Genomic DNA, 25,291 nt, shown 5'->3' with positions numbered 1-25,291 from the left:
TACTTCGTCTATTTTACCATAAATTACTCAATAACTATAGAATGTTTTTCATTTCCTGCTCCATTTGACTTGTTTTTAGGCTTCAACTCTCTCTGGTCGTGGTCTCTTTTTAAGGTAGGCTTAAGCTACTCCCTTTATTCTATTTTTTGTACTCATTTCGAAAGGAGATCGAACCAATGAATTTTTTCAAACGAGCATTAAAAAGTACAAAAGTAAAATGGGGGCGTTCTTTACTATTATTAGCAGTTTTTACAGCAATCCTTGTCTTCGTTCTTGCTGGACTAACCATACGTAGTGCGGCTCAACAAGCCGCAGAGCAAGCTCAAAAAGATGTCGGCGCGACCGTCACTTTAAGTGCGAATCGTGAAGCGGCTTTTCAAAAACAAACGGAGGCAACTGATACTGAATCCGGTGGGCGACCAGATCCTGGAAGTTTCTCCCTCACACCTGTTTCAGTCAGCGATGCAGAAAAGATTGCAGCACTAGATAATGTAGCAAGTTTTTCCTTCGAAAGCTCTGCATCAGCTTTAGCCAATAGCGGTATCACTGCCATTTCAAGCTCTGATACCTCAGAAACATCAGAAGAAACTGAAACTGATACTACGACTGATGCTGCACCAAACGGTGAAAACATGGGTGGAGCTATGGGGGGTGGCAAACCGCAAATGATCCAAGCAGACTTTCAAATCAGCGGGGTATCCGATACAGCCCAAACCAGTAGCTTTACGGATGGCACAGCAAAAATCATCGAAGGAGAAGGAATCACTGATAGCGACAAAGATACGAACAATGTCGTGATCGACTCTACTTTAGCTAGCGCAAATGACTTATCCGTAGGGGATACTTTCGTTATTACTAGCACTGAAGATGAAGAAACAACTTATGAAATGACGATTAAAGGAATCTATGAGTCGAGTGAAACAAGTAGTAGCATGGGAATGAATTTCAATTTCATGAATCCAGCGAACACTTTGTATACTTATTATACGTTTGCTAATACATTGAATGGTTCTTCAGAAGATGACACAATCGACTCTGCGGTTTATACGCTGACCGATCCCAATAAAATGGCAGATTTTATCACTAAAGCAGAAAACCTGATCGATACATCAACGTTCAGTCTTCAATCAAACGATACGATGTTCCAAGCAATGCTTGAACCACTTAACAACGTGGCCAGTTTTTCACAAAATGTCGTTTTACTCGTTGCGGTGGCTGGAATCATTATTTTAACTTTGATCATCATGATCACGATCCGGGAACGCCGCCATGAATTAGGCGTATTGCTTTCATTAGGCGAATCCAGAAGCAAAATCGTCCTTCAATTGTTTACAGAAGTGGCCATATGTATGATCGTCGCGTTAGGTGTGGCTTCATTCAGTGGAAATGTCGTTGCAAATGCTGTCGGTCAACAGTTGCTTGATCAACAAACTGAAACGTCAACCGACTCACCTGCCGAGCAACAAGGAGAGCAGATGCCTGGTGGTGGCAATCGTGGACCTGGCGGACAACCCGGTGGAACTAGTAATCCATTTACCGTTTCGGAACAAGTAAGCGACCTTGAAATCACCGTTCAACCAGCTCAACTCGGCCTTCTAGCAGCGGTTGCATTCGGGATCAGCTTACTCTCCGTTTTTCTAGCCTCCATTGGCATACTACGATTAAATCCACGAAAAATTTTATTAAACTAAAGGAGGAATTGGATGTTACGTACAGAAAACTTGGGCTTCTGGTATCAGAATCCAACAGAAGCACTTTATAAAAACGTGAATTTATCCTTTGAAAAAGGGAAAATGTACGCCATATTAGGGGCAAGTGGTTCAGGAAAAACAACCTTCCTTTCGTTGATCTCAGGACTCGATACACCAAAAGAAGGGACTGTGTATTATGAAGAGCGCGCTTTAGCTAAAATAGGACTACGAAATTATCGTAAAAATGATGTATCCATTATTTTTCAAGCGTACAACTTATTGCCTTACCTTTCCGCTCTTGATAACGTCATTACCGCCATGGAAATTTCAAATACTCCTCAAAAAAATTATCGCCAAGTAGCACTTGATCGCTTGGCACGCGTTGGGATAAATGAAACTCTTGCAAAACAACAAGTCACTAAATTATCTGGGGGACAACAACAACGCGTAGCGATCGTCCGAGCGATTTGTTGCGAACATCAGTTGATCATCGCGGATGAACCAACAGGAAACCTCGATGAAACGACTTCACAAGAAATCGTTCAACTCTTCCAAGAAATCGCCCATAAGCAAGATCGCTGTATCATCATTGTGACACACGAACTAGAAGTGGCTAAAAAATGTGATGAAGTTTTTGAATTAAAAAACAAAACATTCGCGTCCATTGACATTGGATAACCGCTAAAAAAAGCGTCCACCTTATTGGTAGGACGCTTTTTTTTTAGAATTTACAAGTAGACTATTTATGGTCTTTTTTTGAAAATTTTTCTTTTACATCTTCAAAGCCTTCTTTGATTTCATCGCCGATATTACGAGCTTTACTCTTGATATCCGCACCTGCAGATTGGGCTTTACCTTTTGTTTCTTTACTTTTATCACCTGTTGCTTTTCCATAGGCTTCCTTGCCTTCACCTGCAACTTTGTCTTTCAAATCTTTAGAGCGTCCTTCTAAATCTGCCATAATATTTCCTCCTCTAAAATTTGTCTTTCTAACCACTTTTAGAGTAACACCAATTATAAAAACAAACAAACAGTATGCTTATCCTAACATTCAGCTCGTTGCAATCATTTGCTCAAATGTTCCCCAAACTTTCACTTGTTTTTCTTGGACCATGATCGTTCCATTAGCAATCACCGTATCAATTTCTAAGGTTTCTTTATCAAGTAAACAAAGATCCGCATCTTTCCCGACAGCGATTCTTCCCTTTTGGTCCAGTTTCAGGACTCTTGCAGGATTGGACGTCACAGCTCGTAAGGCAATCTCTAAGGGGATGTCTTCTTTTTGAACGGCTTCTTTGATGCCAACCAGTAAGGATTTCGCACTACCGACGCCCATACCGATAAAATGGTTCTCTTGGTCAAAATATGGGAGACTACCTTGTCCATCGGAGGTCAAGGTGAAGTTATCAAGAGAGACTTGTGCTTCCAATAACTGCTTCAATGCTTTACTGAAACGAACTTCACCATCGGTCTTTTCCCAAAAATCAGGATCTTCACTTGCAGTGAAATCGATCGTTCCACCTTTTTTTGCAAATTCGATACATGCAGCTAATAATTCAGTTGTCCGATTCGCATGCGTCGGATAAAACTGAGTAATAGGGATTTCTGTTTCTTCAACCACACGATTCAATAATTCCAATTTTCGACTTCCGCCACCTAAATGGACATTCATTATTCCTGCTTTACCTGATAACATGCCCCCAACACGAGCATCCGCCACTGCCCGAGCAAACTCGTCGAATGTTGGTTGAGAAGAGCGATGATCAGAGACAGCGATTTCTCCGATCCCAATGATCTTATCAATAGTAAGAAAATCTTTGATCAATGAATCAGTCACCGTTTTGACCGGCAACCGATAAGAACCAACATAAACATACGTAGTCAATCCTTCTGCCTCTAGCCCTCTTGCTTTACTGATCAAAGCAGTCATATCTCGACCTTCGCCATCTGTCCCGATACAACCTACGACTGTTGTCACTCCTGCTGTCGTTAGTTGACTAAGTGTGACTTCTGGTGTGCGATTATGATAGCCGCCTTCGCCGCCGCCACCTAAAATATGGAAATGGGCATCAATAAAACCTGGGGTCAAGAGTTTTCCTTCTCCTGAAATTTCTTCCACGATCAATTCTTCGTAACCGCCAGATAGTTGATCTTCCAAGGCAATGATTTTATTTCCTGCCACTAATACATCCTTCTTACCAAGATATTCTGGTGCATAGACATCGATTTGTCGAATGAGTTTCATCCGTGATCCTCCTCTTTATAAAATAGTCTGTATCTTTTCATACACACAAAGGGTTGTTTGAAAAGCAATCTAGCGATCCTACGTCGCTCTTTTAGAAATAAGCGAGAAAGTCCCAAAATATGAAGATACTTTCGGATTTTCTCGCTTATTATCTCAGCGTTACATATGGGTAGCACCGTTTCTTTGATTGCTATCAATCAGTTCTTATTTGTTTTATTGAAGGCCGATCGCGATCGCAATCATAATGAAGATTGTTCCTAAAACAAAGAAGAATCCTTGCATTTTGATTTGGAATCGTGCCCATTTTGCCCATTCGATCCGTGCCACACCTAAGACGCCGATCAAGCTAGCAGAAACTGGCGTGAACGCATCCATGAATCCTGAACCTAATTGATAAGCCAATACGGCAACTTGACGAGAGACACCAACTAAATCAGCTAACGGTGCCATGATTGGCATCGTCAATGCCGCTTGTCCAGAATTTGAAGTGACGACTAGATTGAACAAACTTTGGAACACATACATCGCCCATGCACCAATAACTGCCGGTACACCAGTCAGCGCTGTTCCTATACCATGCAAAATTGTATTAAGCGCAGAAGGTACAGAAGCATCTGATCCACCTAATACAAGCAAGATTCCTTTTGCCATCCCAACAACGATTGCTGTTCCAGCTAGATCTGCTGCCCCAGATTGGAAAGAAGAGGCAATATCATTGACCGTCATACCGTCTAATTTGAATAAAACAGCAATGATCCCTGCGACTAGTCCCATTACAAAAAATTGAGAGGCGATTTCTGGGATATAATAGCCTTTTTGAGTAACTCCCCAAACGATCCAAACTAAAACGATCAACATTTCCGCTAAAATCAATTTATGGCCTAATGTAAATGGTTTTTGTTCATCGGATGTTTTCTTCAAATGGTTACGGAAGTATTCGTCAGATTTATACGTTAATGAACTTTCCGGATTCTTCCGAACTTTTTCTCCATAGATCATTAAGTAACCAGCCGATAACGCAGTCACGACGACCCACATGATCAATCGGAAGGTGGCGCCTGATAAGACTGGAATACCTGCGATCCCTTGAGCAACGGCGACACTGAACGGACTCATCCATGACGTGGCATTCCCGACTTGTGACGCCACATAGGTGACTGTAACGGCGACGATCGAATCATAGCCTAAGGCAATCACAAAAGGTACCATGACCATTGAGAATGGAATGACTTCTTCAGCCATACCGAACGTTGCGCCTCCAAATGAAAAAGCAAAGAATAAGAGCGGTAAAGCTAAACGTTCTAGGCCACGTGTCTTATTGATAAAAGCATAAATACCTGCATCAATGGCACCTGTTCGCATGATGATCCCAAATGCCCCACCCACGACTAAAATAAGTGCAGCAATCCCGACTGCTGAACCATATTTATCGCCTGATACTAGACCTTCAAAAACAAAGTTCAAAAAGCCAAACCCACCGAAATCATCGGTTCCCCATAGTTTTGCTGTTTTATGCAATTTCTTTGAGGTATCATAGATGTCTTCACCATATTCATCGTATAAAACATCATCTGTCAGTGAGATTTCATCTAGTTTCTCTTGGGTCAAGTTTTTTTCACCAGCTGCCAAGACTTCTTCTAATCCTTCTTCAGGAACAGCTAGCTTTTCTCTTTCCTTTGGATCATTTTGTAATTCTTCCAGTTGATCAAATACAAAAGACTTATCTAATTCATAAGCATAACGAAACGAATCTTGGCGTAATACTGTTCTGGTACTAGTTTCTCCATTTGCATCTTTGTATTCTATATCTTGCGTACTGAATCTCCCCGCTGGTACGATAAATGTTAATAACCAGGCAAGTACAACTACACCAAAAATAATGACATACGTATGCGGGGTCGTCATTTTGGTAAAGTCTCGTTTTTTCTTTACTGAAGAATTTTTTCTCTTCAAAACTCGTTCTTCCTTTCTTGCTACGTTTTTGTCAATAATGAATAAGCAAATAGATTATACAGTAAAATGTTCTATACCACATGAATAAACAATTAAAAAAATCTATTGATTTTAGTTATCTTCAAGACACATTTTAATAAAAAAGCTGTTCTTAAAGCCATAGCACCTATAAAAATGGATTAAAATTCTTTTTTTATTTTTACAATGTAGCTATTTCCGATCATTTATTTTCATTTCTATTTACGTATAAACAAAGATTTTTTAAGAGATTAACAAATATTTATACATTTCCATCCGTACTCCTTTCCTATTTGAACCGATGTTTTTAATTGAATTTCTGCCTCTCTCTTACTCTCTTTTTATTTTCATTAGGTATCTTCATTGCAATATTCATAACAAATGTACTATAATTGGAGTGTAAAGAGTTTTGGGGAAGACTCTTTCATCAACGTGTATAAAGAGACAAGAAAGAATCATCACGATTCTTTCTTGTCTCTTTTTCGGGCTCTTATCCTTCTCTCTTTAGTCATTCTCCAACAAATAATAAACTGAAAAATAAACGATTTGCTGTAATAAAATTAAGGTGGCTAACGAAGCTGTGCCACATATAGCTGGCTCAAACTTAGGAACCGTAAGGACGGCATCGTCTATCGTTGCATAGTTATCTAATACTAGATCTGCATATTCATATAAGCGCAAACCACTACTATGTCTTGATTTGATACTTCGGGATAAATCAAATCCTGTGATCACGATCAATAGGTGACCTTGTTCTTTGACCCATTCCGCCAGTTCAATGATTGCAGGATTTCTCCCTTCATTTGATAAGAGAAGAAAAATATCCTCGGGTTGCGCATTGATTTGTTCAATGATTGCTTGACCCGTTCCTTCCAGTGACTCATAAATTCCCGCTGCAGGGTGTTCAATCAACTGAGTTGGCAAGATTTTTGGAGATTGTTGCCAAAATTCATAGGCAATACCTTGCAAGGTACGGCTAGCAAAAATATGTAAGCATCCTCCTCGATGAATCTGTGTAGCGATCCAACGTCCCGCTTGTTCCATCAAGGGTTCCTCGATCCTTAATTTTCGTTCAAGTTGTTGATAATAATCAAAATAGGGTAAGCTCATTCTTTTCTCCTCTTCTTCTGCTATTTCAGAATAGAGACAACTATCAAAAAGAAAAATACAAAAAGATGAGACGAAGCAATTGCTCAGTCTCATCTTTACCTTAACCACTTATTCATTACACTCCAGCGAAAGATCTGATGTAGCAGCATCTTGATGTTCTTCGGCTTCAGTGTAAAAGATAGGAACGATGTATCGCTAAAAGCAAGTCTTTCAAACGGATTAAACAAACTGCTTGCTTGAATATACATCTTTTTTGACATAGTAAATAAATCGCCTTGCTTCCTCCGCTTTTTCTATTCATAAGGTAGAAAATCTTCCTTAAATCAGGTACAATAAATGCGGTCGGTGCGCTGCATCGACTATGGCAAAATGATCGGTCAGGGTGTATACGTGTGACTGGTCATTCCTTGATAGTTAGTTGCCGCTAACTATCAAGGAGCCTTTTTTTTTAGTTATTTCTATCTGCATCTATTGTAAGGAAAGTGCGAAACAAGTGCAAGTATCAAAATATCAGCGGTCAGATCTTGTCCGTCTTTCTGAGACAGCCTTTGAGCGGTTCGGAGAAGCCGCATGTTTGCCTTTTTTGACGACATGAAATTTTTTGAGTAGATACGGGATATAGGCAAAAAGGTACAGCAAAAGAAAAGCTGCCGCAAAAAGAAATGCCTGTTGATCTCCCCACAAAAGAACGATGATCAAACTACCGATCGCCACTGTTGCTAAGTACCAAATAAAAATCAAAAAGGTTTCTTTTATTCTGACCATATAAAACATCGTAAACAAACTAATAAATAATACTGGCAGTAAAAACAGCCAATTATTTCCCTCCATCAACCATTTCAATCCATCAAGAAACGTTTGTGCAATGTTGATTAGAATCCCCATGTAAGCAATACACCTCATTTACTATTCTTTTCTCAAGATTTTATTTCTCTAATTGTTAAGTTTTTAGTCCAGAGAATGACTTAGATCAATGAGGTATTGTTTCAGTTGCTCGCTGATTTCAGGATGACCTAAACCGTATTCGATACTTGTTTTTAGATAACCAAATTTATCACCGACATCATATCTAGAGCCTTTGAATTCTCTCGCATATACGGGTTGCTTTTTATTTAATTCATCAATGGCATCCGTCAATTGAACCTCATTTCCAGCTCCAGGTTTTTGTGTTTCTAATAATTCAAAAATTTCTGGTGTCAATAAGTAGCGTCCAATAATCGCTAAATCACTCGGAGCTTCTTCAGGTGTTGGTTTTTCGACGAATCGTTTCACTTCATACAAGCCTTCAGATTCTTTTGTTTCTGGATCGATGATCCCATATTTTGACGTGTCTTCATGAGGAACTTTCATGACTGCTACAGTCGAACCTTTTGTTTTCTCGTAATCTAAGATCAATTGTTTTGTCAGTGGAATCTCATCTTCCATCAAATCGTCCCCAAGCATAACGATGAATGGTTCATCTCCAACAAAAGTTTTCGCTTGTAATACCGCATGACCTAGTCCTAAAGGATGGGACTGACGGATAAAGTGGAGATTGACATTCGTTGTTTCTTCGACTAATTTTAGCAAGTCGATTTTATTTTTTTCTTGTAGATTCAATTCTAATTCGATATTCGAATCAAAATGGTCTTCAATCGGTCGTTTTTCTTTTCCGGTAACGATCAAAATATCTTCGATCCCCGAAGCTAAAGCTTCCTCTACGATAAATTGGATCGTTGGTTTATCAACGATCGGCAACATTTCTTTTGCCATTGCCTTTGTAGCAGGTAAAAAACGTGTACCTAGACCTGCTGCAGGAATGACTGCTTTTCTTACGATTTTATTCTCCATATGCGTATTTATATACTCCATTCTGTTGATTTACTGAAATTCGTTTTCCATCTTGCCATCACGCAACATGATTTCTTTTGCTGCTTGTTTGATATCCTTCCCTTGATAAAGGACCTGATAGATTGTTTGAGTGATGGGCATCTCTACACCTAGTTGCTCAGCCAGCTCAACCGCCGCTTTTGTTGTCGATACACCCTCCACGATCATCCCCATATTTTCCAGGATTTGATCTAATTTTTGTCCTTCACCCAGCATATGCCCCGCGCGCCAATTTCGTGAATGGACACTGGTACAAGTGACGATCAGATCACCAACACCGCTCAATCCAATAAAGGTCAAAGGTTTCGCGCCCATCGCTACACCGAGACGACTGATTTCAGCTAATCCTCTTGTCATGATCGCCGCTTTCGCATTGTCACCAAAACCAAGACCGTGGATCGCGCCGGCACCGATTGCAATGATATTCTTCAATGCTGCACCTGTTTCCACACCGATCACATCATTATTTGTATAGATTCGGAAATAATCATTCATAAATAATTCTTGCACATAAGTAGCTGCTTTTTGATCAACACTTGCAGCAGTGATCGTTGTGATATCGTGGACCGCCACTTCTTCTGCGTGACTAGGGCCTGATAAAACAACGATAGATTGTCGTTTTTCTTCTGGGATTTCTTCGGCAATCACTTCTGATATCCGTTTATGCGTGTCTTGCTCTAATCCTTTACTGGCATGGATGATCACTGGTTTTGTCGTTAAATGTTGTAGCAATTCTTGTGCTACAGCACGGATTGCTTTCGTCGGTACGACAAATAATACTGCATCTACCTCTTTGACAGCTTCAGCCAATTCTGTGTAACCGATGATCGATTCTGGTAAATGTAATTCAGGTAAATAGTGTTTATTCGTATGATACGTATTGATTTCTGTGATTTGTTCTGGAACATTCCCCCAGATACGGACGTCATGTCCATTTTCTGCTAAGGTTTGAGCTAAAGCAGTTCCCCAAGAACCAGGGCCTAATACTGCAATTTTTTGTTTCATGGAAATTCCTCCAAAATTCATAGTTAATTTCTATTATAGTATACATTAACAAAATACAGGACTTATTTTCATTTTTTTAGCTTTTGTTTAAAAAGAGCTTGGGATAGAAGTGTTTAGCTGCGAGAAATAAGGTGCTATCCAACAAAATTGTTTTCAAATTTTTTTTGAATAGTGTCTTGTTTCCGAAGTCGTTACTTTTGTTCCCACCGTTTATTCAGTTTTAGGGGGTGCGAGAGGACAAATGTCCCAGAATCATTTAATTCAGCCATTTATTCCTTGATTTAACTTAAATAGAAATTATAATGTTGCAATACCATACAAGATGTTTTTTTGGTCTATTCCAATGATATAGTCTATTTATCAACAGTCGAACTAAAGGAGGTGCATCTTATGTGGTCAGTTACTCCACCAATGTAAGTGCAAGTTTCAAGAATAAACAAAATCCTCAAGAATAAAAAAACGAAAATCGTCGTTCAACAAGCGATTTTCGTTTTTTTATTTATTTTTCTAAAAAATCAGCTGCCTCAGCCCATCTCTTCTATTTATCGTAATTCTTTCTCGATGATTTTTTTATACATAGCGATATCATAACCAAATAATTCTTTCCTTATGTTAAACAATTCACAAAAATCAAAATTAAAGGATACCCTCATTTTGAAGCAATCAATTTGGGATAGTTTCTCATGGCTGATATTATATAAAATCACGTCACGTTTATTATAGTTGCTGGGAATGGTTTCCGGATTGAATTGTTGAATGTCCAGGGTGTTTCCAAATTCTTGTTCTAACATTTCCTGTGCCCATAAGAAGTCCGTACAGACACCTGTCAGTAAAAAGACTCTTTTTTCATTTTTACTCCGATAAGTCAAAAAATAAATTTTTGTTGCTAAATACCGAAAATGATCATCTGAAAATGCTAGGTTCAATCCTGAAAAATCATTCCAGTCCATAAAGATCTGCTTGATTTTCTCAAAGAAAGCTTGAGGAATCTCTGCCATATCTGTCCCTTCCACAACATGTTCTTCAGGAATCAGCTGTTGAAAATTAAAATGACATTTCCGCAAAAACATCAAAGTTAGTACTTCGATGGTTCGTTGATTATTAGAAAAGTTAGGAATATTACGTTCCATCTTGTCGATCAGATACTCATACTTGATCTCTGGGAACTCTTTAGTAAAAGCGATATAGCATTGATAATTCTTTTCATGTGCATTTATTTCATAAAAATTTTGGTTTAAAAAATTGAATACGATCGTACAATAGTTTAAGTTTCGTTCATCTGGGCTTAAAAACATTTGTTTCAAAAAGGCGACAAGACGATCTTCTATCTGATGATAAATAGGTGTGCATTTATACATCTCTAACTTTTTTATATCTAGATTGTCTTTCAACTTCATTTTTCGATCAAACATCAGTTGAAGTAAAATCTGTGCGTATTCTTTTGAGAAATCTGAAAATAAACATTTTTGTTCTTTTTCGATTTGTTGAAACAAATGATTTATTTTGTACTGACTTGTTTTTGACACCTTAACTACTTGAATACCGCTCTTCATTTGAAAAAGTGCAATTAAAAACCGTAAGCGATACTCATCTTCTACCTTCTTATCATTGAGGTCGATGCCATAAGAGGCGACATAGGACATCACCTCTTTTTTTAGTTGATATGCTTTGGAGGAAGAGATATATTCTTGCTTGGCAAAACCTAGGGGATTCGAAAAATCGGTTTTAAAGAAATACATACACGCTTTGATAAATGGTGAATATTGATAGACTTTCTTCATATACGTTCGTTTATTTCTTTTATACTTATGTCTGATCAAATACCCTGTTGGATTTGATTCAATCAACGGATCAGTCTCATCGAATTGTAGATTGATTGCTTTTATGTCTCCTTTTATCGTTGAAACAGAAACATTCAATTGTTGAGACATCTCCAGCGAAGTCAAACTTGATTTTTCCCATAATAGATTAATAATAGTTACTTTTCGAAAAATTTCTTTCTCTAAATATTTTCTAAACACTATTACTCCCCCACCCACCTGTTAAATTAAATGGATAATATCATTAAAAAATCAAGTTGAAGTAAAAGTTTCATAAAATTTAAAAAAATTTATTTTTTTGTAAAAAAAGAGGAAGAACGTGGCATCACTTCTGTTCTCCCCCTTTTACTTATTATAAACTAGCTTAGCTCTTCTCTTGTTCAACCAACTTCCTTTTGATTTTACCTATATAAATACACAGACCTAGAATAATCACTAATAAGACACACCCAGTTATCATCATCCATTTGTACTTTGCAAAAAAACTAGGCTGACTTTTTATCAATATATCTGTTTGGTTTAATTTTTTGCTTATGTTGTTTTTTACTGTGAATTTCCTTGTTAACTTCCAGTGATGTTCCCCTTCATCCGCTTCAAATGTCGCAACATACACTCCCGGTAATAATGCTTTACCGTCTAATGGTATCCTATAGTTCAATACCGTATTTGGAGCAATCGAGCCTTCCGGCTGGTTTGCTTGATACATAACTTCTTGATCATCTTCTTTCGTAATGATTGCTTTGATGTTGGTTAGCCGGATTAATTTGGGTTTAGGATTTTGGATTTTCTCTGTAAAAACATTTCGCGTATTCACTTGTTCTGCTTGCGCATCTAAAAGTTTTAATGTTGATGGAATTTGCTCCGGATCACTTGATTGCAAAACTAAACCGATTTCTCTCGCAAAATTATTTTGAATATTGCCTTCTTTGTTTGCTTCATTATTCTGAACTACCCGGATCGCTCCAATGGTAATCCCAGATAGATTCTTTTCAGGCATTTTGATTTTCACTTGTAATTCATGCGTTTGCTTTGGAAAAATTTTGATTTTATTTTCTGATATTTTTACTAGATCTTCTATATTGACTTGCGCGTTATTTGCTAAACCCTTGACCGATTTATCATACTCAATGACCCCGATACTGTTCGTATTTCCTTGATATAAAGTTGTGTCTAGCATGATCGTCTGATCCGAGATATTTTCGATTTTAAGATGCAACGTCTGTTCTTGTTTTGGTTCCATTTGTAAATCAAAATAGGAGACCTGTTTATTTATTTGATTGTCCGGCAATTGCGTGGACACCAAAAATGGAATATTCTGAGAAGCTGAGTTTTCATCACTAAACACAGGTACGTCACATAGATGAGACAAAACAAGTAAAAATAAAAACATGGCTATATTTTTTTTGATTTTCACTGGGCAGTTCCTTTCTGTCAAGGGCAGTTCTTACAATGTATCAGAAAACGTCCAAGTCAATTGCGCATGATAGGTATCCGCTTCTTTTTTTGCTGCAGCAGGAATACTTAATTTGTATTGATTGATTGGCAATGTTGAAATTCCTAATCCCTCTCCTGGACTCGCTTTGAATACTTCCACATCCACATCTGGAGTAATCACATAGTCTTGGGTGTTGATTACACCGCCTGTGGGTAGATCACCACCAATGTTTGTCACATTTCCTGTATTGATCGATAATTCTGCCCCTGCTAACTCAGCTTGATTGACTGAGGACGTAAATTGGGCAATTTGTTTTACTTTTAGTTTCCAACCTTTTGTTAGATCACCACGATTATCTGTGACTTGGATATCCGTAGTTGTTGGGTTAGATGCCTGATTACCATCTACTGTAGCGATTTGTTCGATGGATTGATCATATTTGATATTAGCAGTACCAAAATTCAGATTGGTTGGTAACTTGTTGGTTGCTAGGTTCAAATCTTCTCCATTTCCACCAGTTGGTGCTTGTAAAGTCACTGTGCCATCAGTTGTTGTATCGGCACTCACCGATGTTATACCTAAACTTGCTCCTACTAAGATACTCATACCTGCCATGACATATTTTTTTGTGATTACCATTATCTTATGCTCCTTTTCATTGTATAAAATATTTTATAGCTAGCCGACTTTGTTGCCACTTCAATTGTGATCAGTCTGCACGTCGTTCCTTTTCGCTTTCAGAAATGATCCATTGTGAGTTGTCTCTATCAACGATTGGCACAACGTTCTATGAATGAGCGCACAACTTAATCCTGATTCTTTTTTCGATCTCTCGTTTTCTGACTCCTCAGATTGAACATTCTCATGCTATCATTATCCATCGTCCGTTAGAGACTTATGGCTAGGGTGTTTCTGAAAGTGTCCAAGTGATTTTTGCCTGATAAGAATCAGCTATTTTCGGACTGTCACTTGGCAACTCCAACTTAAACTCGGTGAGTGGCAAAACGATCTGTCCCCGACTATTCCCTTTATCCACTCGAAATACTTCTTTTTCTTGCCCAACAGGAATATCAATTGTTTGATTACTTCCAGTACTTATCACTGCTCCCCCACTACTATTAGTTGCTGTCCCTGTTTCAAATTGGATGATTGACCCTGTTAATTGAAAGCCACTACTTATTCCAGTCAAGACATGGTCCTGAGTGACTTTTACTTTATAGCCGTCTCCATTGTTACTTCGTTTGTCAGTGATATCGATTTTCCCTGTGGCATTTGTAGCAATCAATTGATTGGTTGTATATTGGATTGGGACATGGCCAAAATCAAGTATGGACGGATAGATTGATTGATCATTGAAAAGGCTCTCCTCAACCGTCACATTCATACTTTTCGATTTATGCTTATACGTATAGGTGAGAACATACTGTCCTTCTTCTTCTGTCAATTTTTGTGGATCAATATCAATCATATTCGCTCCTTCGATTTTTTGTGCAGTGACACTGACGTTTGTCTCGAAAAACGAAAGAGATGAATTGCTGCTACTATCTGATTCGATGATACAATCTAATCCATCATATTCATTCCATGTATCTTTGGCATAGATCGTAGGCAAGGAATGAAGCTGAATATCAAATACATTGACTGTCGCCACAGACTCCGCATCATCACAAGTAAAAGTAATTTGATAGGTCCCTATTTTCTCTCCATCCGCTTCGCCTTGAATCGTGACATCATTGATTGTTTGTGGCTGTCCTAGCGCATTTGTTGCACTCACAAAGTTATATGGTGGTATCCAAACTTCACCCAATAATAGATCGATATCCTTGGTAATTACTTGTGCTTTACTCGTGAATGGACCACTAGCTATTTTTCTTACATTTTTAGACTGGAAATATTTTGGAAACATGGAATTATTAGACGTCACATTCAAGGTATTTTGAGCAATATCAATCGAAGTTAAATTAAAACTTGTCGTAATTGGTCCAGTATAGCCGATATCGGGAAGTGGGTCTGTGCCATTTAGCTTCCAAGTACCAATCCCACTATTTGAAGCGATCGTGAATGGTGCACTGCTATAATATGAACCTAAAGCACAGCCTGTGGAATTAGCAATCGAAAAATTGCTGGTTGCTGCTATTGACAGAGATTGACCGATTGCAATAGTTGCTGTTGGATTATTTGATTGTGCGCTAAAAGTTGTATGATCTTCTATGTTCAAGACAGTGCTGCTATTATTACCTACTACTGGATAGCTGTTACTCGTATTATTGAATGCTACATTTGCTCCATTTCGTATATTTAATTCTTTTACTTCACACACTTCTTGCGTATCTGATGAGGCTGTAATATTCTCATACAGATTCGCTGTCCCATAAGGCAGATAAATGAATTGTTGTCCAGAAGATGTGACATTTGTATAGTTGATCGTGACTCCTGAGAATTCGGACCAGAAAAACGAATATGGATGTTGATTGATTAGTGTGACATCAGAAATAGAGCAAGTCGTATACGCTAATGCAACGCCAACCAGTTGAAGATTAATATCAATCGTATGGTTATTGCCATAAATATTTTTTGGCGAATTGATATTAAAAGATGCCGTTAACTTGATATCTCCAGTTAAATAAATGTCTGTAATAGTGGGGTCCAATAAAGCGGTACGAAAATCATTGAAGTTATCCACACTAGCTATGCCTGAAGCTGCTGTAGGGACAGCTAAAACGGATTGGAAATCACTTTGTACAGTACTATTGGATGGTTCACTTATTTCTTCTGAAGAACCCATTTCCTTTGTCGTAGTACTTTCACTCGGCGCATTTTCACTACTCTCAGTTGTCGAATCAGCAGACGCATGATACGGTAGACTGATGGCTACTTTATAAAAAAAGAAAACGATACTTACTATACACATAACTACCTTTATTTTTTTTGCCAGCTTCATCTTTATCATCCTAAAAAACATCCCTTTTTTGTACAACTAGATAATTTGATCCCACCGATAGTATTAGGGTGATCATTCTTCCTTTCATGGTTCCCTGCTCAGGTGGATCATGGCTTTTCCATCAAAAGCTCAGCTTGAAAACAACCATTTACCTTATATTTATTTCTCATATATCAACCTCCTTTACCAAGTAATCACCAATCTATGTCTATATTATGCTTGATAAACTATGGAAAAAAATCCATAGATTTACCCTTCTCAGTGTAAAAATTTAATAAACATTTTACCTGTACGTTATGATTTCAATTCATTCATGTTACTTGATAAAATAAAAAAAGCCCTCTTAAAAGAGGACTTGGAATTTTTATAATAGTTGTTATAATATATGTTTTTTCCATGTTCTGTTATACAAACATAAAAAATAATTGAATTTTTATCATGCGTTTGCCCAATTGCTAAGATTCTCGTTAGACATGCACGAAAATCTTAACAATACTGAGCAAATCACTTATTCGTTGATTGATTCAGCATCAACGATTGCTTCATTAATAAAGACGGGTATGGATTGTTTAGCCAATCAATTCCCAAGGTCCCCATTGTTCAGTTCCAGGCTCATTGCCTCGTGTCCACCATTTTGCACGATATGTGTTGCCTTTGTGTGTCACGATATCACCTAGATCATAAATTGTATCTGCATCCCATGCTTCTACTGCTGGTGCATCCGCCGTTGTCACAACTAATGCTTTGCTTTCTTCTGAAATGTTGCCCGCTTCGTCAAATGCTTTCACTGTATAAGAATACTCTGTGTTAGCTGTTAATCCTGCGTCACTGAATGTATTTGTTGCTGTTTCTCCTACTTGCTCACCGTCACGGTAAACATAGTAACCTACTACACCCACGTTGTCTGTTGATTGTGTCCATGATAAAGAGACACTCTTGTCACTAATTGATGAAACCGCAATGTTCAATGGTACTGATGGAGCTTCTAAGTCAGCTGGTGGCTCTTCTAATGTAGAAATCACTAATGCTTTACTTTCTTCTGAAACGTTACCAGCTGCATCGAATGCTTTCACTGTATAAGTGTATTCTGTGCTGGCAGTCAATTTTGTGTCTGTATAAGCATTGTTTGTTGCTCTACCAATTTGTTCGCCATCACGATAAATGTAATAACCTGCTACACCACGATCATCTGTTGAATTTGTCCAAGATAGTGCGACAGTTGAATGTGTTGCTGTTCCTGCTAGATTGGTTGGTTGTGATGGTTTTTCTGTATCAGGTGTTTTTTCTTGGAATAAATCCTGATAAGACTTCGCAAATGATTCATTGTACTCTACTCCAGCAGAGTTTCTTCCTTCATCCCAGTTGATGCTCCAAGTCATCAAACCTTTCAATGGTGTTTGATCTTTTTCCATTTGTTCAAATACGTCATAGACTTTCGATGGCTCTTTTACGAAACCATTTGCTGCTGCATCAATGTTTGCTGGAATACCTAAAGCTAAACGATTCGCTGGAATTTGGATAAAACCACCGCTTCCTTCATTGAAAGCTTTTGAAATCCCATATAAGAATTCAAATTTTTTGCTGTCATTGTTTTGAGCGATCCATTCAGTTCCAACACTGATACCGTCACCTGCTTGGTTGTATAACTGTGGTGCAATAAAATCATATTCTTGTTCTAAAGCAGTAATGTATGGAACATATTTACCTTGTGTTCTTAAGTACGGAAACTCTGGCGCCATGGAGATAATAAAATGTTTTTGCTCTTTCTCAAAATGTGCACGGACGATTTTCAACGCATCTGGGATCACTGTTTTATTGTCGCCTGCATCTACTGCGGTTTGTTCTAAATCAATATCTAAGCCATCAAATCCATAAACTTCAACCAAACGGATGATTTCATCTGCAAAGGCTTGTTCTTCTCCTTTATGTAATTCAATATGTGAGTCTGCACCCCCAAGTGAAATGAGTACCACACGATCTTCAGCATTCAAAGTTGCTACTTTTTGTCTAAATTCAGTATCAGACATATTGTAAGGTTTGAATGTTGGGATACCTTCCCCTTTCATGAATGACACAGCAATCACATTATAAAAAGGATTTACTTTTGCCAAATCAGTATCTGCTGGACGGCCCCCTTGGTAACCAGCACCTTGTTCAGGCACCCAATTATGATAATAACCTACTGAAACTTGGCGATTTGAGATATCTGGCATCGTATCTGCTGCGTCTGCTGCAAACACATCTGTTCCGCCTCCAATCAAACAACCTAAAAGACCAACTGAGAATAATAAACTTTTTTTATTCATTTTTTCCCTCCTAAATTTGTATTACAGACCAGATTAAAACATATCTTATTCTTCAAAATTTTTTTTGTCTGGTATTGCAACAAAATAATTTTCAAACAAAAAAATCGCACTTTTTTAGCAAAATGGCGCATATATGAAAACATAACATCCACATAACTACATTATGCTATTATAGCCATGTACAAAAAACAGCTTCTGGAGGAAATGAACATGACAGAACATGCTGCTCTAATTCGAAAATTAAGAAAAGATCGTGGATTGACGCAAGAACAATTAACTGTAGGTATCTCCCAAAGAGGAACATTAGCAGCTTTCGAATCACGCGGAACAAAAATTGGTTTTGAACTATTAGTAAATTATCTTGATCGGATGAATATCACACTTGAAGAATATCAATTTTTATTGAATAGTAATTCATTGTCAAATAAACAAAAATTAACGAATTATTTGATTACTTCAAAAACCATTACATCTGCTCAAGAGCAAGAATTGCTTAATGAATTTGAAAAAACAGGAAACATTTATTATCGTTTGATCTATGCCCAAAGAAAATTGATTTCAAATTATCTGTATAGCACATCTTTTACCGCATCAATGAAAGAAGAAATCAGTGTCATTAAGAAGTATCTTGAAAAGATTGATACTTGGGGCCATTTTGAATTGACTATTTTTTCAAATTGTTTGTTTATTTTTGATGATGAATATATTGCCTATTCGTTCCAAAACAGTGTCACAAAGATGAAAGCTTACATAGATAATACCTATTATTCTGAGCTTCTTTCTAATTTTATTTTGAACGGTGTCCGTCTTTCTTTTAACCGTGAATCAATCACATTACGCAAATTATTTCTAGCTCAATTAAAAAAAATCGCTACGACACATAAGCAAACACTCGACCTTGCACATTACAAAGTATTTACTGCTCTAGATAAATTAGCTGATGGACAAAAAACAGCTTTAAAAGAAGTGGAAACGGGTATTGCATTTTTTGAATGGTTAGATCTTTCTACGAGTAAAGACTATATGATCAATCTAAAAGAAAAATTGTGCGCAGAGATATGTGATTTAACGCACAATGAGCACCACACAAAAGTTGTTGTTAAAAGTACGTGCGATCGCCTCTCTTCACAACGCCAAGCGAATACTGCCTAAAAAAACCGTGTATCTCCTCATCCCCAAATGAGAAGATGCATGGTTTTTAACTATCTCCCTGTAACGAAGAGTAATGTTGCCTCCTTCATTTATCTGATTCGTTCTCTACATTTACTCCACCACTTCCAATAAATTCTTTCGTTTCTTGTTCTATTCCCGTGCATAAGCGATTTCTTCAGTTGCAGTTGTTTTTACCAGCGACCATTTCCCTATAATCAAAAACACGACTAAATAGAACTATTCCTAAAAAAAAAACATTTTCGTGCTGAACGAATTTTTTTTGTTGCAATAACATACATAATTTTCACCTTAATAATATGTCAGTTATGATACCGATTGTAAGTTACATAAAGAAAAATTATTGGAGGAATCATCATGAAAAAAAGTACATTAATTGGTTTAGGATTCATTTTAGCTGGTATTGGGGCAAGCACTCTTACTTCTGTCGATGTTGCTGCTCATGGTTACGTTTCTGAACCAGCAAGTCGTGGATACCAAGGGAGCCTTGACAAAAATACAAACTGGAATGCTGCATTCAAAAAATACGGAGCTGTTATCAATGAGCCACAATCCCTTGAAGCACCAAAAGGCTTTCCAGCTGCTGGACCTGAAGATGGACAAATCGCTTCTGCAAATGGTGCGGTAGGTGATTTCCTATTAGATCAACAAACAGCCTCATTGTGGACAAAACAACAACTGACAGCTGGTGCAAATGATTTTACTTGGACATTCACTGCCAATCATGCAACAACGAAATGGCATTACTACATGACAAAAGCCGGTTGGGATCAAAATGATGCGTTGACAAGAGACGACTTGGAATTCATTGGTGAAGTAGGCAATGATGGACAACTAGCTTCTACTAATCCAACACATTCGATCAACATTCCCAATGACCGTTTGGGCTATCATGTGATCTTAGCTGTTTGGGATGTCGCTGATACTAAAAATGGGTTCTATAATGTCATCGATGTCGATGTCAAAGGCGAAACAGTTTTAGCTGACTTACAAAAATAAAAAATATTAATGACCGCAAGTCGCGAGGCAGAAATGTTTAGCCTCGAAAAAAAAGCACCATCCACGAGAGTTGTTCATCAATTTTTTGTGGATGGTGCTTTTTTTGTAGTTATTTTTTTACGATTTATGCGATTTTAGGAGGTGCAAGAGCGGCAATGTACTACGCACTATTGTGTATTTTCTTAAGTTTTACTAAAATGTGCGGATTATGAAAAGGCTTGTTCTCTTTTCATTCTAAATTTCATAAGCTACAATATGAGAGTACCTAGTTATATCATCGTTAGATTTCTCGCTGCAAGATATTTTTGTTGCTTTAAGGATATCTATTTATCATAAATCGGTTTTTTGCCGATAGACGTGCGAACAATATTGGGTAACTTGTTTTTAGGAGGAAATTTTATGATTCAGTTATTGCGCTATGCGAAAGACTATCGAAAACAAATCATCCTAGGTCCTGTATTTAAATTTTTAGAAGCAGTCTTTGAATTGATTTTACCTTTACTGATGGCTTCGCTGATCGATAATGGGCTAAAAATGAACAATCGTGAAGTGATCATCAACATGGGTATCTGGATGATCGTCATGTCGGTGATTGGATTGATCTGTGCCATTATTTGTCAATATTATTCATCCATTGCCTCTCAAGGGTTTGGAACAGAACTTAGAAACCAACTCATCAAAAAAATCAACTCTTTCTCCCATAGTGAATTAAATCATTTTGGGACGGATACATTGATCACGCGCATGACCAATGATATCAATCAGCTACAACTTGCACTCGCAATGGTTATCCGTTTATTGATCCGAGCACCTTTTTTAAGTATTGGATCAGTAGTGATGGCTTTTGTGATCGACTGGCAAGTCGGGCTATTCTTCTTAGCTTTATTACCAATTTTTTCAATCATTTTATACTTTATTATCCGTAAGACGATCCCCCTCTATCAAAAAGTCCAAGAAAAGTTGGATGGTCTAAATGAGACTGTTAGCCAAAATTTAAGCGGGGTTCGTGTGATCCGAGCATTTTCACGTACTAATAAAGAAATCGAAACGTTTGATGAAAACACGGATGTCTTAGCAAAAAATTATTTACGTGTTTCCAATATCTCCGCTTTGCTCTCTCCGGCAACGACATTGATCATGAATGTCGGGATCATTTGTCTATTGACTGTTGGCGGGGTCAAGGTAAATATCGGTTCCTTACAACAAGGACAAGTTTTAGCATTGATCAATTACATGAACCAAATGTTATTAGCCTTGATCGTTGTTTCCAATCTTGTCGTGATCTTTACTCGTGCAGAAGCTTCTGCTCAGCGGGTCAAAGAAGTCTTAGATACCGAAAATACCATTACAGATGCTGAGACTCCTAGTGAACCAGTCATGGATTCTGAAACAATTCTACAATTTAAAGACGTAGATTTTCGTTATACGCCAGAATCTGGTCTGTCATTACAAGGAATCAATTTCACTTTGAAACGCCAAACTGTCTTAGGGATCATTGGTCCGACCGGAAGTGGGAAGACGACATTGACACAATTGATCCCACGTTTTTATGATGTTAGTGAAGGCTCTGTGTTATTTGATGAACAAGACGTTCGTGACTGGCCATTAGATACATTACGAAGTCAGATTTCGCAAGTACCACAAACGGCTGTCTTATTCACCGGTACCATTCGGGAAAATCTTCAGTGGGGAAAACCTGACGCGACAGACGCAGAGTGTTGGGAAGCTTTGGCAATTGCCCAAGCGGAAGATTTTGTTCGCCAATTACCCAAAGGATTAGATACAAGAGTCATGGAGAACGGGAAAAACTTTTCCGGAGGTCAAAAACAACGATTGACGATTGCTCGTGCATTGATCGCCAAACCTGCCTTATTGATCTTAGATGACTCCTTGAGTGCCCTTGATTATCAAACGGATCTGAACTTGCGCCAAGCACTACAAACTTCCCTTAATACAACGGTCATCATTATTTCTCAACGCATCCGTTCGATTCAACAAGCAGAGCATATCCTCGTCATGGATCAAGGAAAAATCGTGGCCCAGGGTACACATGATACATTGCTTAGTCAATCTTCTGAGTATCGTGAAATCGTGGCATCACAGGAGGAGGAATAAAATGAAAACAAAAAAACTATCGTGGCAAACGCTCAAACGTTTTGTTCCTTATCTGACGGCCCATCCACGTGAAATTTGGTTAGCTGTCTTGTTGGGAATCGTCAATGGTGTTGCTACCGTCGTGATGACCTTACAGATCGGTCAAAGTATCGATCAAATGGTTGGTGTGGGGCAAGTCAACTTTACTCGATTGGTCCAACTTCTGGTGATGTTTGGCGGGATCGTTTTACTTAATGTCATCAGTCAATGGTTGATCCAAGTATTAAGTAACCGATTGGCTTACCTCTCTGTTGCTAACCTACGAAAAGATGCTTTTGCTCGTTTAAATCTTTTACCGCTAAGATACTATGATCAAAATTCCCATGGAAACATTGTCAGTCGTTTTACAAACGATATGGATAACATCTCCATTGCGATATCAGCGGCGTTCAATCAATTATTTTCTGGAGTGGCGATCATTATCCTCTCACTGATCTTCATGCTCAGCTTGAGTCCATTATTGACACTTGTCGTCATTTGTTCGACACCAATCATTTTCTTAGTCAGCTGGTTAGTGGCACGCGCTTCTCAAAATGATTTTGATAACCAGCAAAAAATCATTGGGAATATTTCAGGTTTTGTTACAGAACGTATCGGTAATCAAAAAATCATCAAAGCGTTCCAACAAGAAGAAGTCAATCAACAGCAATTCAGTGCCTTGAATGCTGACTTATATGAGAAAGGGCAGCGCGCGCAATTCTCTTCTTCATTAACGAACCCATCTTCTCGTTTTGTCGATCACTTAGCCTATCTCTCCATTGGTTTGATTGGTGGTTTACTTGCCTTACGAAGTGATTCAACGATTACTGTCGGGATCATTTCAAGTTTTACGATCTATTCAAGTCAGTTTTCAAAACCTTTTATTGAATTATCAGGGATCACGACACAGATCCAAACCGCATTTTCTGGTTTAGAACGAGCATTTGAATTGATCGATCAACCGGAAGAAACGCCAGATGAACCTTTTGCGTATCAACTTGATCCTCAAACGATCAAAGGCGAGGTCGCTTTCAAACATGTTTCTTTCTCTTATGAACCACAACAACGGTTGATCGAGAATTTCAGCTTTGTTGCCAAGCCAGGTCAAACAGTGGCAATCGTTGGTAAAACGGGAGCTGGTAAATCCACATTAGTGAATTTATTGATGCGGTTTTACGATGTCAATTCCGGGACGATCACGATCGACGATTATGATATTACCCAAATCGCCCGTGATTCCCTACGCAAAAGCTTTGGCATGGTTTTACAAGATACGTGGTTATTCGACAGTACGTTACGAGAAAATTTACGTTACGGAAAACCAGACGCCAGTGATGAAGAAATCAATGAGGCCCTAAAATCAGCCTATATGTATGAATTTGTCCAACGCTTGCCACAAAAACTAGATACACGCATTGGTGGACAGGGATTAAAAATCTCCGATGGGCAGCGTCAATTACTGACGATTGCTCGTACGATGATCAGTAATCCACCTATGTTGATACTTGATGAAGCAACAAGTTCAGTGGATACATTGACAGAAAAGAAAATCCAAAATGCCTTCCTAAAAATGATGGAAGGAAAAACTAGTTTTGTGATTGCCCATCGCTTGTCCACGATCAAAAATGCCGATCAGATTCTCGTTATGGATCAAGGGGCAATCGTTGAAATGGGGACACATGATGAATTATTGAAAATCGAAGATGGTAGCTATCGTCAACTTTATCAAGCGCAATTTACTGGATCGGTTGAAAAATAGTGAACATCGAATCAGATGATTTTTCTGATCTATGCAAAAAACAAGCAGTCTTCTGGGATGGGAAGACTGCTTGTTTTTTATTTTGTATGCGTCGTTAAACTCCGCAAAATTCTTTTATATGGCATGGCGCGCCCAATCACGTAGATCATCGTCGATTGGATCGGCAACCAGATAATGGCTTTTAATAAACGTGGTCCCCAGAATACCCAGTTCATCGGTACTTGATACATGATGACCAACCATAATGGTGTCAGAATCAAGCTAACGAACACTGTCACACTGAGCGTGGCTAAGATTGCATTTTTCCAAGTGATCTCTTTGCGATAGAAAAAGAACCCATAAATCGCTCCTTCAATAAAAGCATTCAACGTGAAGCCGATGAAAAAGACAGATTTAGGAAATAATGCCATACCCACAATATCAGCTAACACAGAACCGATCCCTGTCCAAAATGGGCCAAATAAAATACCCATGATTACTTGGGGAATGAACGTTACACTGATTTTGAGTAATGGTGTTTCAAATGAAACTAAGCGAGACAACGTGACCATCAATGCGATCAGCAGTCCCATGATCGTAATCATACGAGCATCTAAACGATTTTTCTTCATTTCTAGCATCTCCTTTAAGAGCTGCTACATGTTTCATGCAGCGAATGCGAAAATAAAACCGCGAACTTACGTCCTTCGTCCTAGAGGCAACATCCCATCCTCTAAGCACTTAACGCTTTATTTTCTACTCTGTTAATAGTGGGAACTTATCCCAGACAAACTATAGCATAGAAAAGGAAGAACTGTAAATAAAAAAGCTAATATTCTACGCGAAAACGATTGCTTA

19 protein-coding genes and 1 riboswitch are annotated in these 25,291 nt (G+C 38.2%); of the genes, 6 read left to right on the top strand and 13 right to left on the bottom strand.

What is annotated here, in order from left to right; all coding sequences use genetic code 11:
• The first annotated feature begins 176 nt into the window (after positions 1-176).
• Positions 177-1,691, top strand: a complete 1,515-nt coding sequence (locus tag IGK77_RS03570; protein ID WP_074800704.1) for an ABC transporter permease — start codon at positions 177-179, stop codon at positions 1,689-1,691.
• A 12-nt stretch (positions 1,692-1,703) separates the two neighbouring features.
• Positions 1,704-2,369: an ABC transporter ATP-binding protein gene (locus tag IGK77_RS03565; RefSeq protein WP_074800701.1), complete on the top strand. Its 666-nt coding sequence runs from the start codon at positions 1,704-1,706 to the stop codon at positions 2,367-2,369.
• Between the two features lie 61 nt (positions 2,370-2,430).
• Here IGK77_RS03565 and IGK77_RS03560 read toward each other — a convergent pair whose 3' ends face one another.
• The 12 genes from IGK77_RS03560 to IGK77_RS03505 all read right to left on the bottom strand — a co-directional run bounded on the left by IGK77_RS03560 (position 2,431) and on the right by IGK77_RS03505 (position 18,393).
• On the bottom strand, positions 2,431-2,652 hold the full coding sequence (locus tag IGK77_RS03560) for a CsbD family protein (protein ID WP_065096154.1): 222 nt from the start codon (positions 2,650-2,652) through the stop codon (positions 2,431-2,433).
• A gap of 90 nt (positions 2,653-2,742) precedes the next feature.
• Positions 2,743-3,936, bottom strand: a complete 1,194-nt coding sequence (gene iadA, locus IGK77_RS03555; RefSeq protein WP_074800699.1) for a beta-aspartyl-peptidase — start codon at positions 3,934-3,936, stop codon at positions 2,743-2,745.
• 213 nt (positions 3,937-4,149) lie between these two features.
• The gene (gene yfcC / locus IGK77_RS03550) at positions 4,150-5,889 is read right to left on the bottom strand and encodes a putative basic amino acid antiporter YfcC (RefSeq protein WP_071866618.1); all 1,740 of its coding nucleotides are present in this window, start codon (positions 5,887-5,889) and stop codon (positions 4,150-4,152) included.
• A gap of 522 nt (positions 5,890-6,411) precedes the next feature.
• A complete protein-coding gene (locus tag IGK77_RS03545; RefSeq protein WP_074800697.1) occupies positions 6,412-7,017 on the bottom strand; it encodes an SIS domain-containing protein in 606 nt (201 codons plus the stop codon).
• A gap of 510 nt (positions 7,018-7,527) precedes the next feature.
• Positions 7,528-7,902 (bottom strand): hypothetical protein, encoded by a 375-nt coding sequence (locus IGK77_RS03540; protein WP_074800694.1) that lies wholly within the window; start codon positions 7,900-7,902, stop codon positions 7,528-7,530.
• A gap of 63 nt (positions 7,903-7,965) precedes the next feature.
• Positions 7,966-8,847 (bottom strand): UTP--glucose-1-phosphate uridylyltransferase GalU, encoded by an 882-nt coding sequence (gene galU / locus IGK77_RS03535; RefSeq protein ID WP_074800691.1) that lies wholly within the window; start codon positions 8,845-8,847, stop codon positions 7,966-7,968.
• A 30-nt stretch (positions 8,848-8,877) separates the two neighbouring features.
• Positions 8,878-9,891 carry an NAD(P)H-dependent glycerol-3-phosphate dehydrogenase gene (locus tag IGK77_RS03530; RefSeq protein WP_438712972.1) on the bottom strand — a complete coding sequence of 338 codons (1,014 nt, stop codon included), beginning with the start codon at positions 9,889-9,891 and terminating at the stop codon, positions 8,878-8,880.
• Positions 9,892-10,433: 542 nt separating this feature from the next.
• A complete protein-coding gene (locus IGK77_RS03525; protein WP_074800685.1) occupies positions 10,434-11,912 on the bottom strand; it encodes a helix-turn-helix domain-containing protein in 1,479 nt (492 codons plus the stop codon).
• Positions 11,913-12,075: 163 nt separating this feature from the next.
• Positions 12,076-13,125 carry a DUF916 and DUF3324 domain-containing protein gene (locus IGK77_RS03520; RefSeq protein ID WP_074800682.1) on the bottom strand — a complete coding sequence of 350 codons (1,050 nt, stop codon included), beginning with the start codon at positions 13,123-13,125 and terminating at the stop codon, positions 12,076-12,078.
• 30 nt (positions 13,126-13,155) lie between these two features.
• Entirely contained in the window at positions 13,156-13,785 is a 630-nt protein-coding gene (locus IGK77_RS03515; protein ID WP_071866625.1) for a WxL domain-containing protein, read from the bottom strand.
• Between the two features lie 262 nt (positions 13,786-14,047).
• Positions 14,048-16,087: a pectate lyase-like adhesive domain-containing protein gene (locus IGK77_RS03510; RefSeq protein WP_074800679.1), complete on the bottom strand. Its 2,040-nt coding sequence runs from the start codon at positions 16,085-16,087 to the stop codon at positions 14,048-14,050.
• 569 nt (positions 16,088-16,656) lie between these two features.
• On the bottom strand, positions 16,657-18,393 hold the full coding sequence (locus tag IGK77_RS03505) for a fibronectin type III domain-containing protein (protein WP_071866627.1): 1,737 nt from the start codon (positions 18,391-18,393) through the stop codon (positions 16,657-16,659).
• A 210-nt stretch (positions 18,394-18,603) separates the two neighbouring features.
• Between IGK77_RS03505 and IGK77_RS03500 the strand changes: the two genes are divergently transcribed.
• The 4 genes from IGK77_RS03500 (at position 18,604) to IGK77_RS03485 (ending at position 24,454) form a co-directional block, all read left to right on the top strand.
• The gene (locus tag IGK77_RS03500) at positions 18,604-19,545 is read left to right on the top strand and encodes a helix-turn-helix domain-containing protein (protein ID WP_074800677.1); all 942 of its coding nucleotides are present in this window, start codon (positions 18,604-18,606) and stop codon (positions 19,543-19,545) included.
• Positions 19,546-19,920: 375 nt separating this feature from the next.
• Positions 19,921-20,562 carry a lytic polysaccharide monooxygenase auxiliary activity family 9 protein gene (locus tag IGK77_RS03495; RefSeq protein ID WP_010736127.1) on the top strand — a complete coding sequence of 214 codons (642 nt, stop codon included), beginning with the start codon at positions 19,921-19,923 and terminating at the stop codon, positions 20,560-20,562.
• Positions 20,563-20,961: 399 nt separating this feature from the next.
• Positions 20,962-22,677, top strand: coding sequence for an ABC transporter ATP-binding protein (locus IGK77_RS03490; RefSeq protein ID WP_074800674.1), 1,716 nt, complete (start codon positions 20,962-20,964; stop codon positions 22,675-22,677).
• A 1-nt stretch (position 22,678) separates the two neighbouring features.
• Positions 22,679-24,454: an ABC transporter ATP-binding protein gene (locus IGK77_RS03485; RefSeq protein WP_074800669.1), complete on the top strand. Its 1,776-nt coding sequence runs from the start codon at positions 22,679-22,681 to the stop codon at positions 24,452-24,454.
• 77 nt (positions 24,455-24,531) lie between these two features.
• Here IGK77_RS03485 and IGK77_RS03480 read toward each other — a convergent pair whose 3' ends face one another.
• The gene (locus IGK77_RS03480) at positions 24,532-25,065 is read right to left on the bottom strand and encodes a folate family ECF transporter S component (protein ID WP_071866632.1); all 534 of its coding nucleotides are present in this window, start codon (positions 25,063-25,065) and stop codon (positions 24,532-24,534) included.
• A 36-nt stretch (positions 25,066-25,101) separates the two neighbouring features.
• Positions 25,102-25,199, bottom strand: a riboswitch (THF riboswitch).
• Positions 25,200-25,291: the final 92 nt, after the last annotated feature.

The organism is Enterococcus sp. DIV0806c (assembly GCF_051710905.1).
GTDB lineage: Bacteria > Bacillota > Bacilli > Lactobacillales > Enterococcaceae > Enterococcus_B > Enterococcus_B mundtii.
Note: the sequence above shows the minus strand (reverse complement) of the source record. Positions and strands in the feature narration are given on the sequence as shown.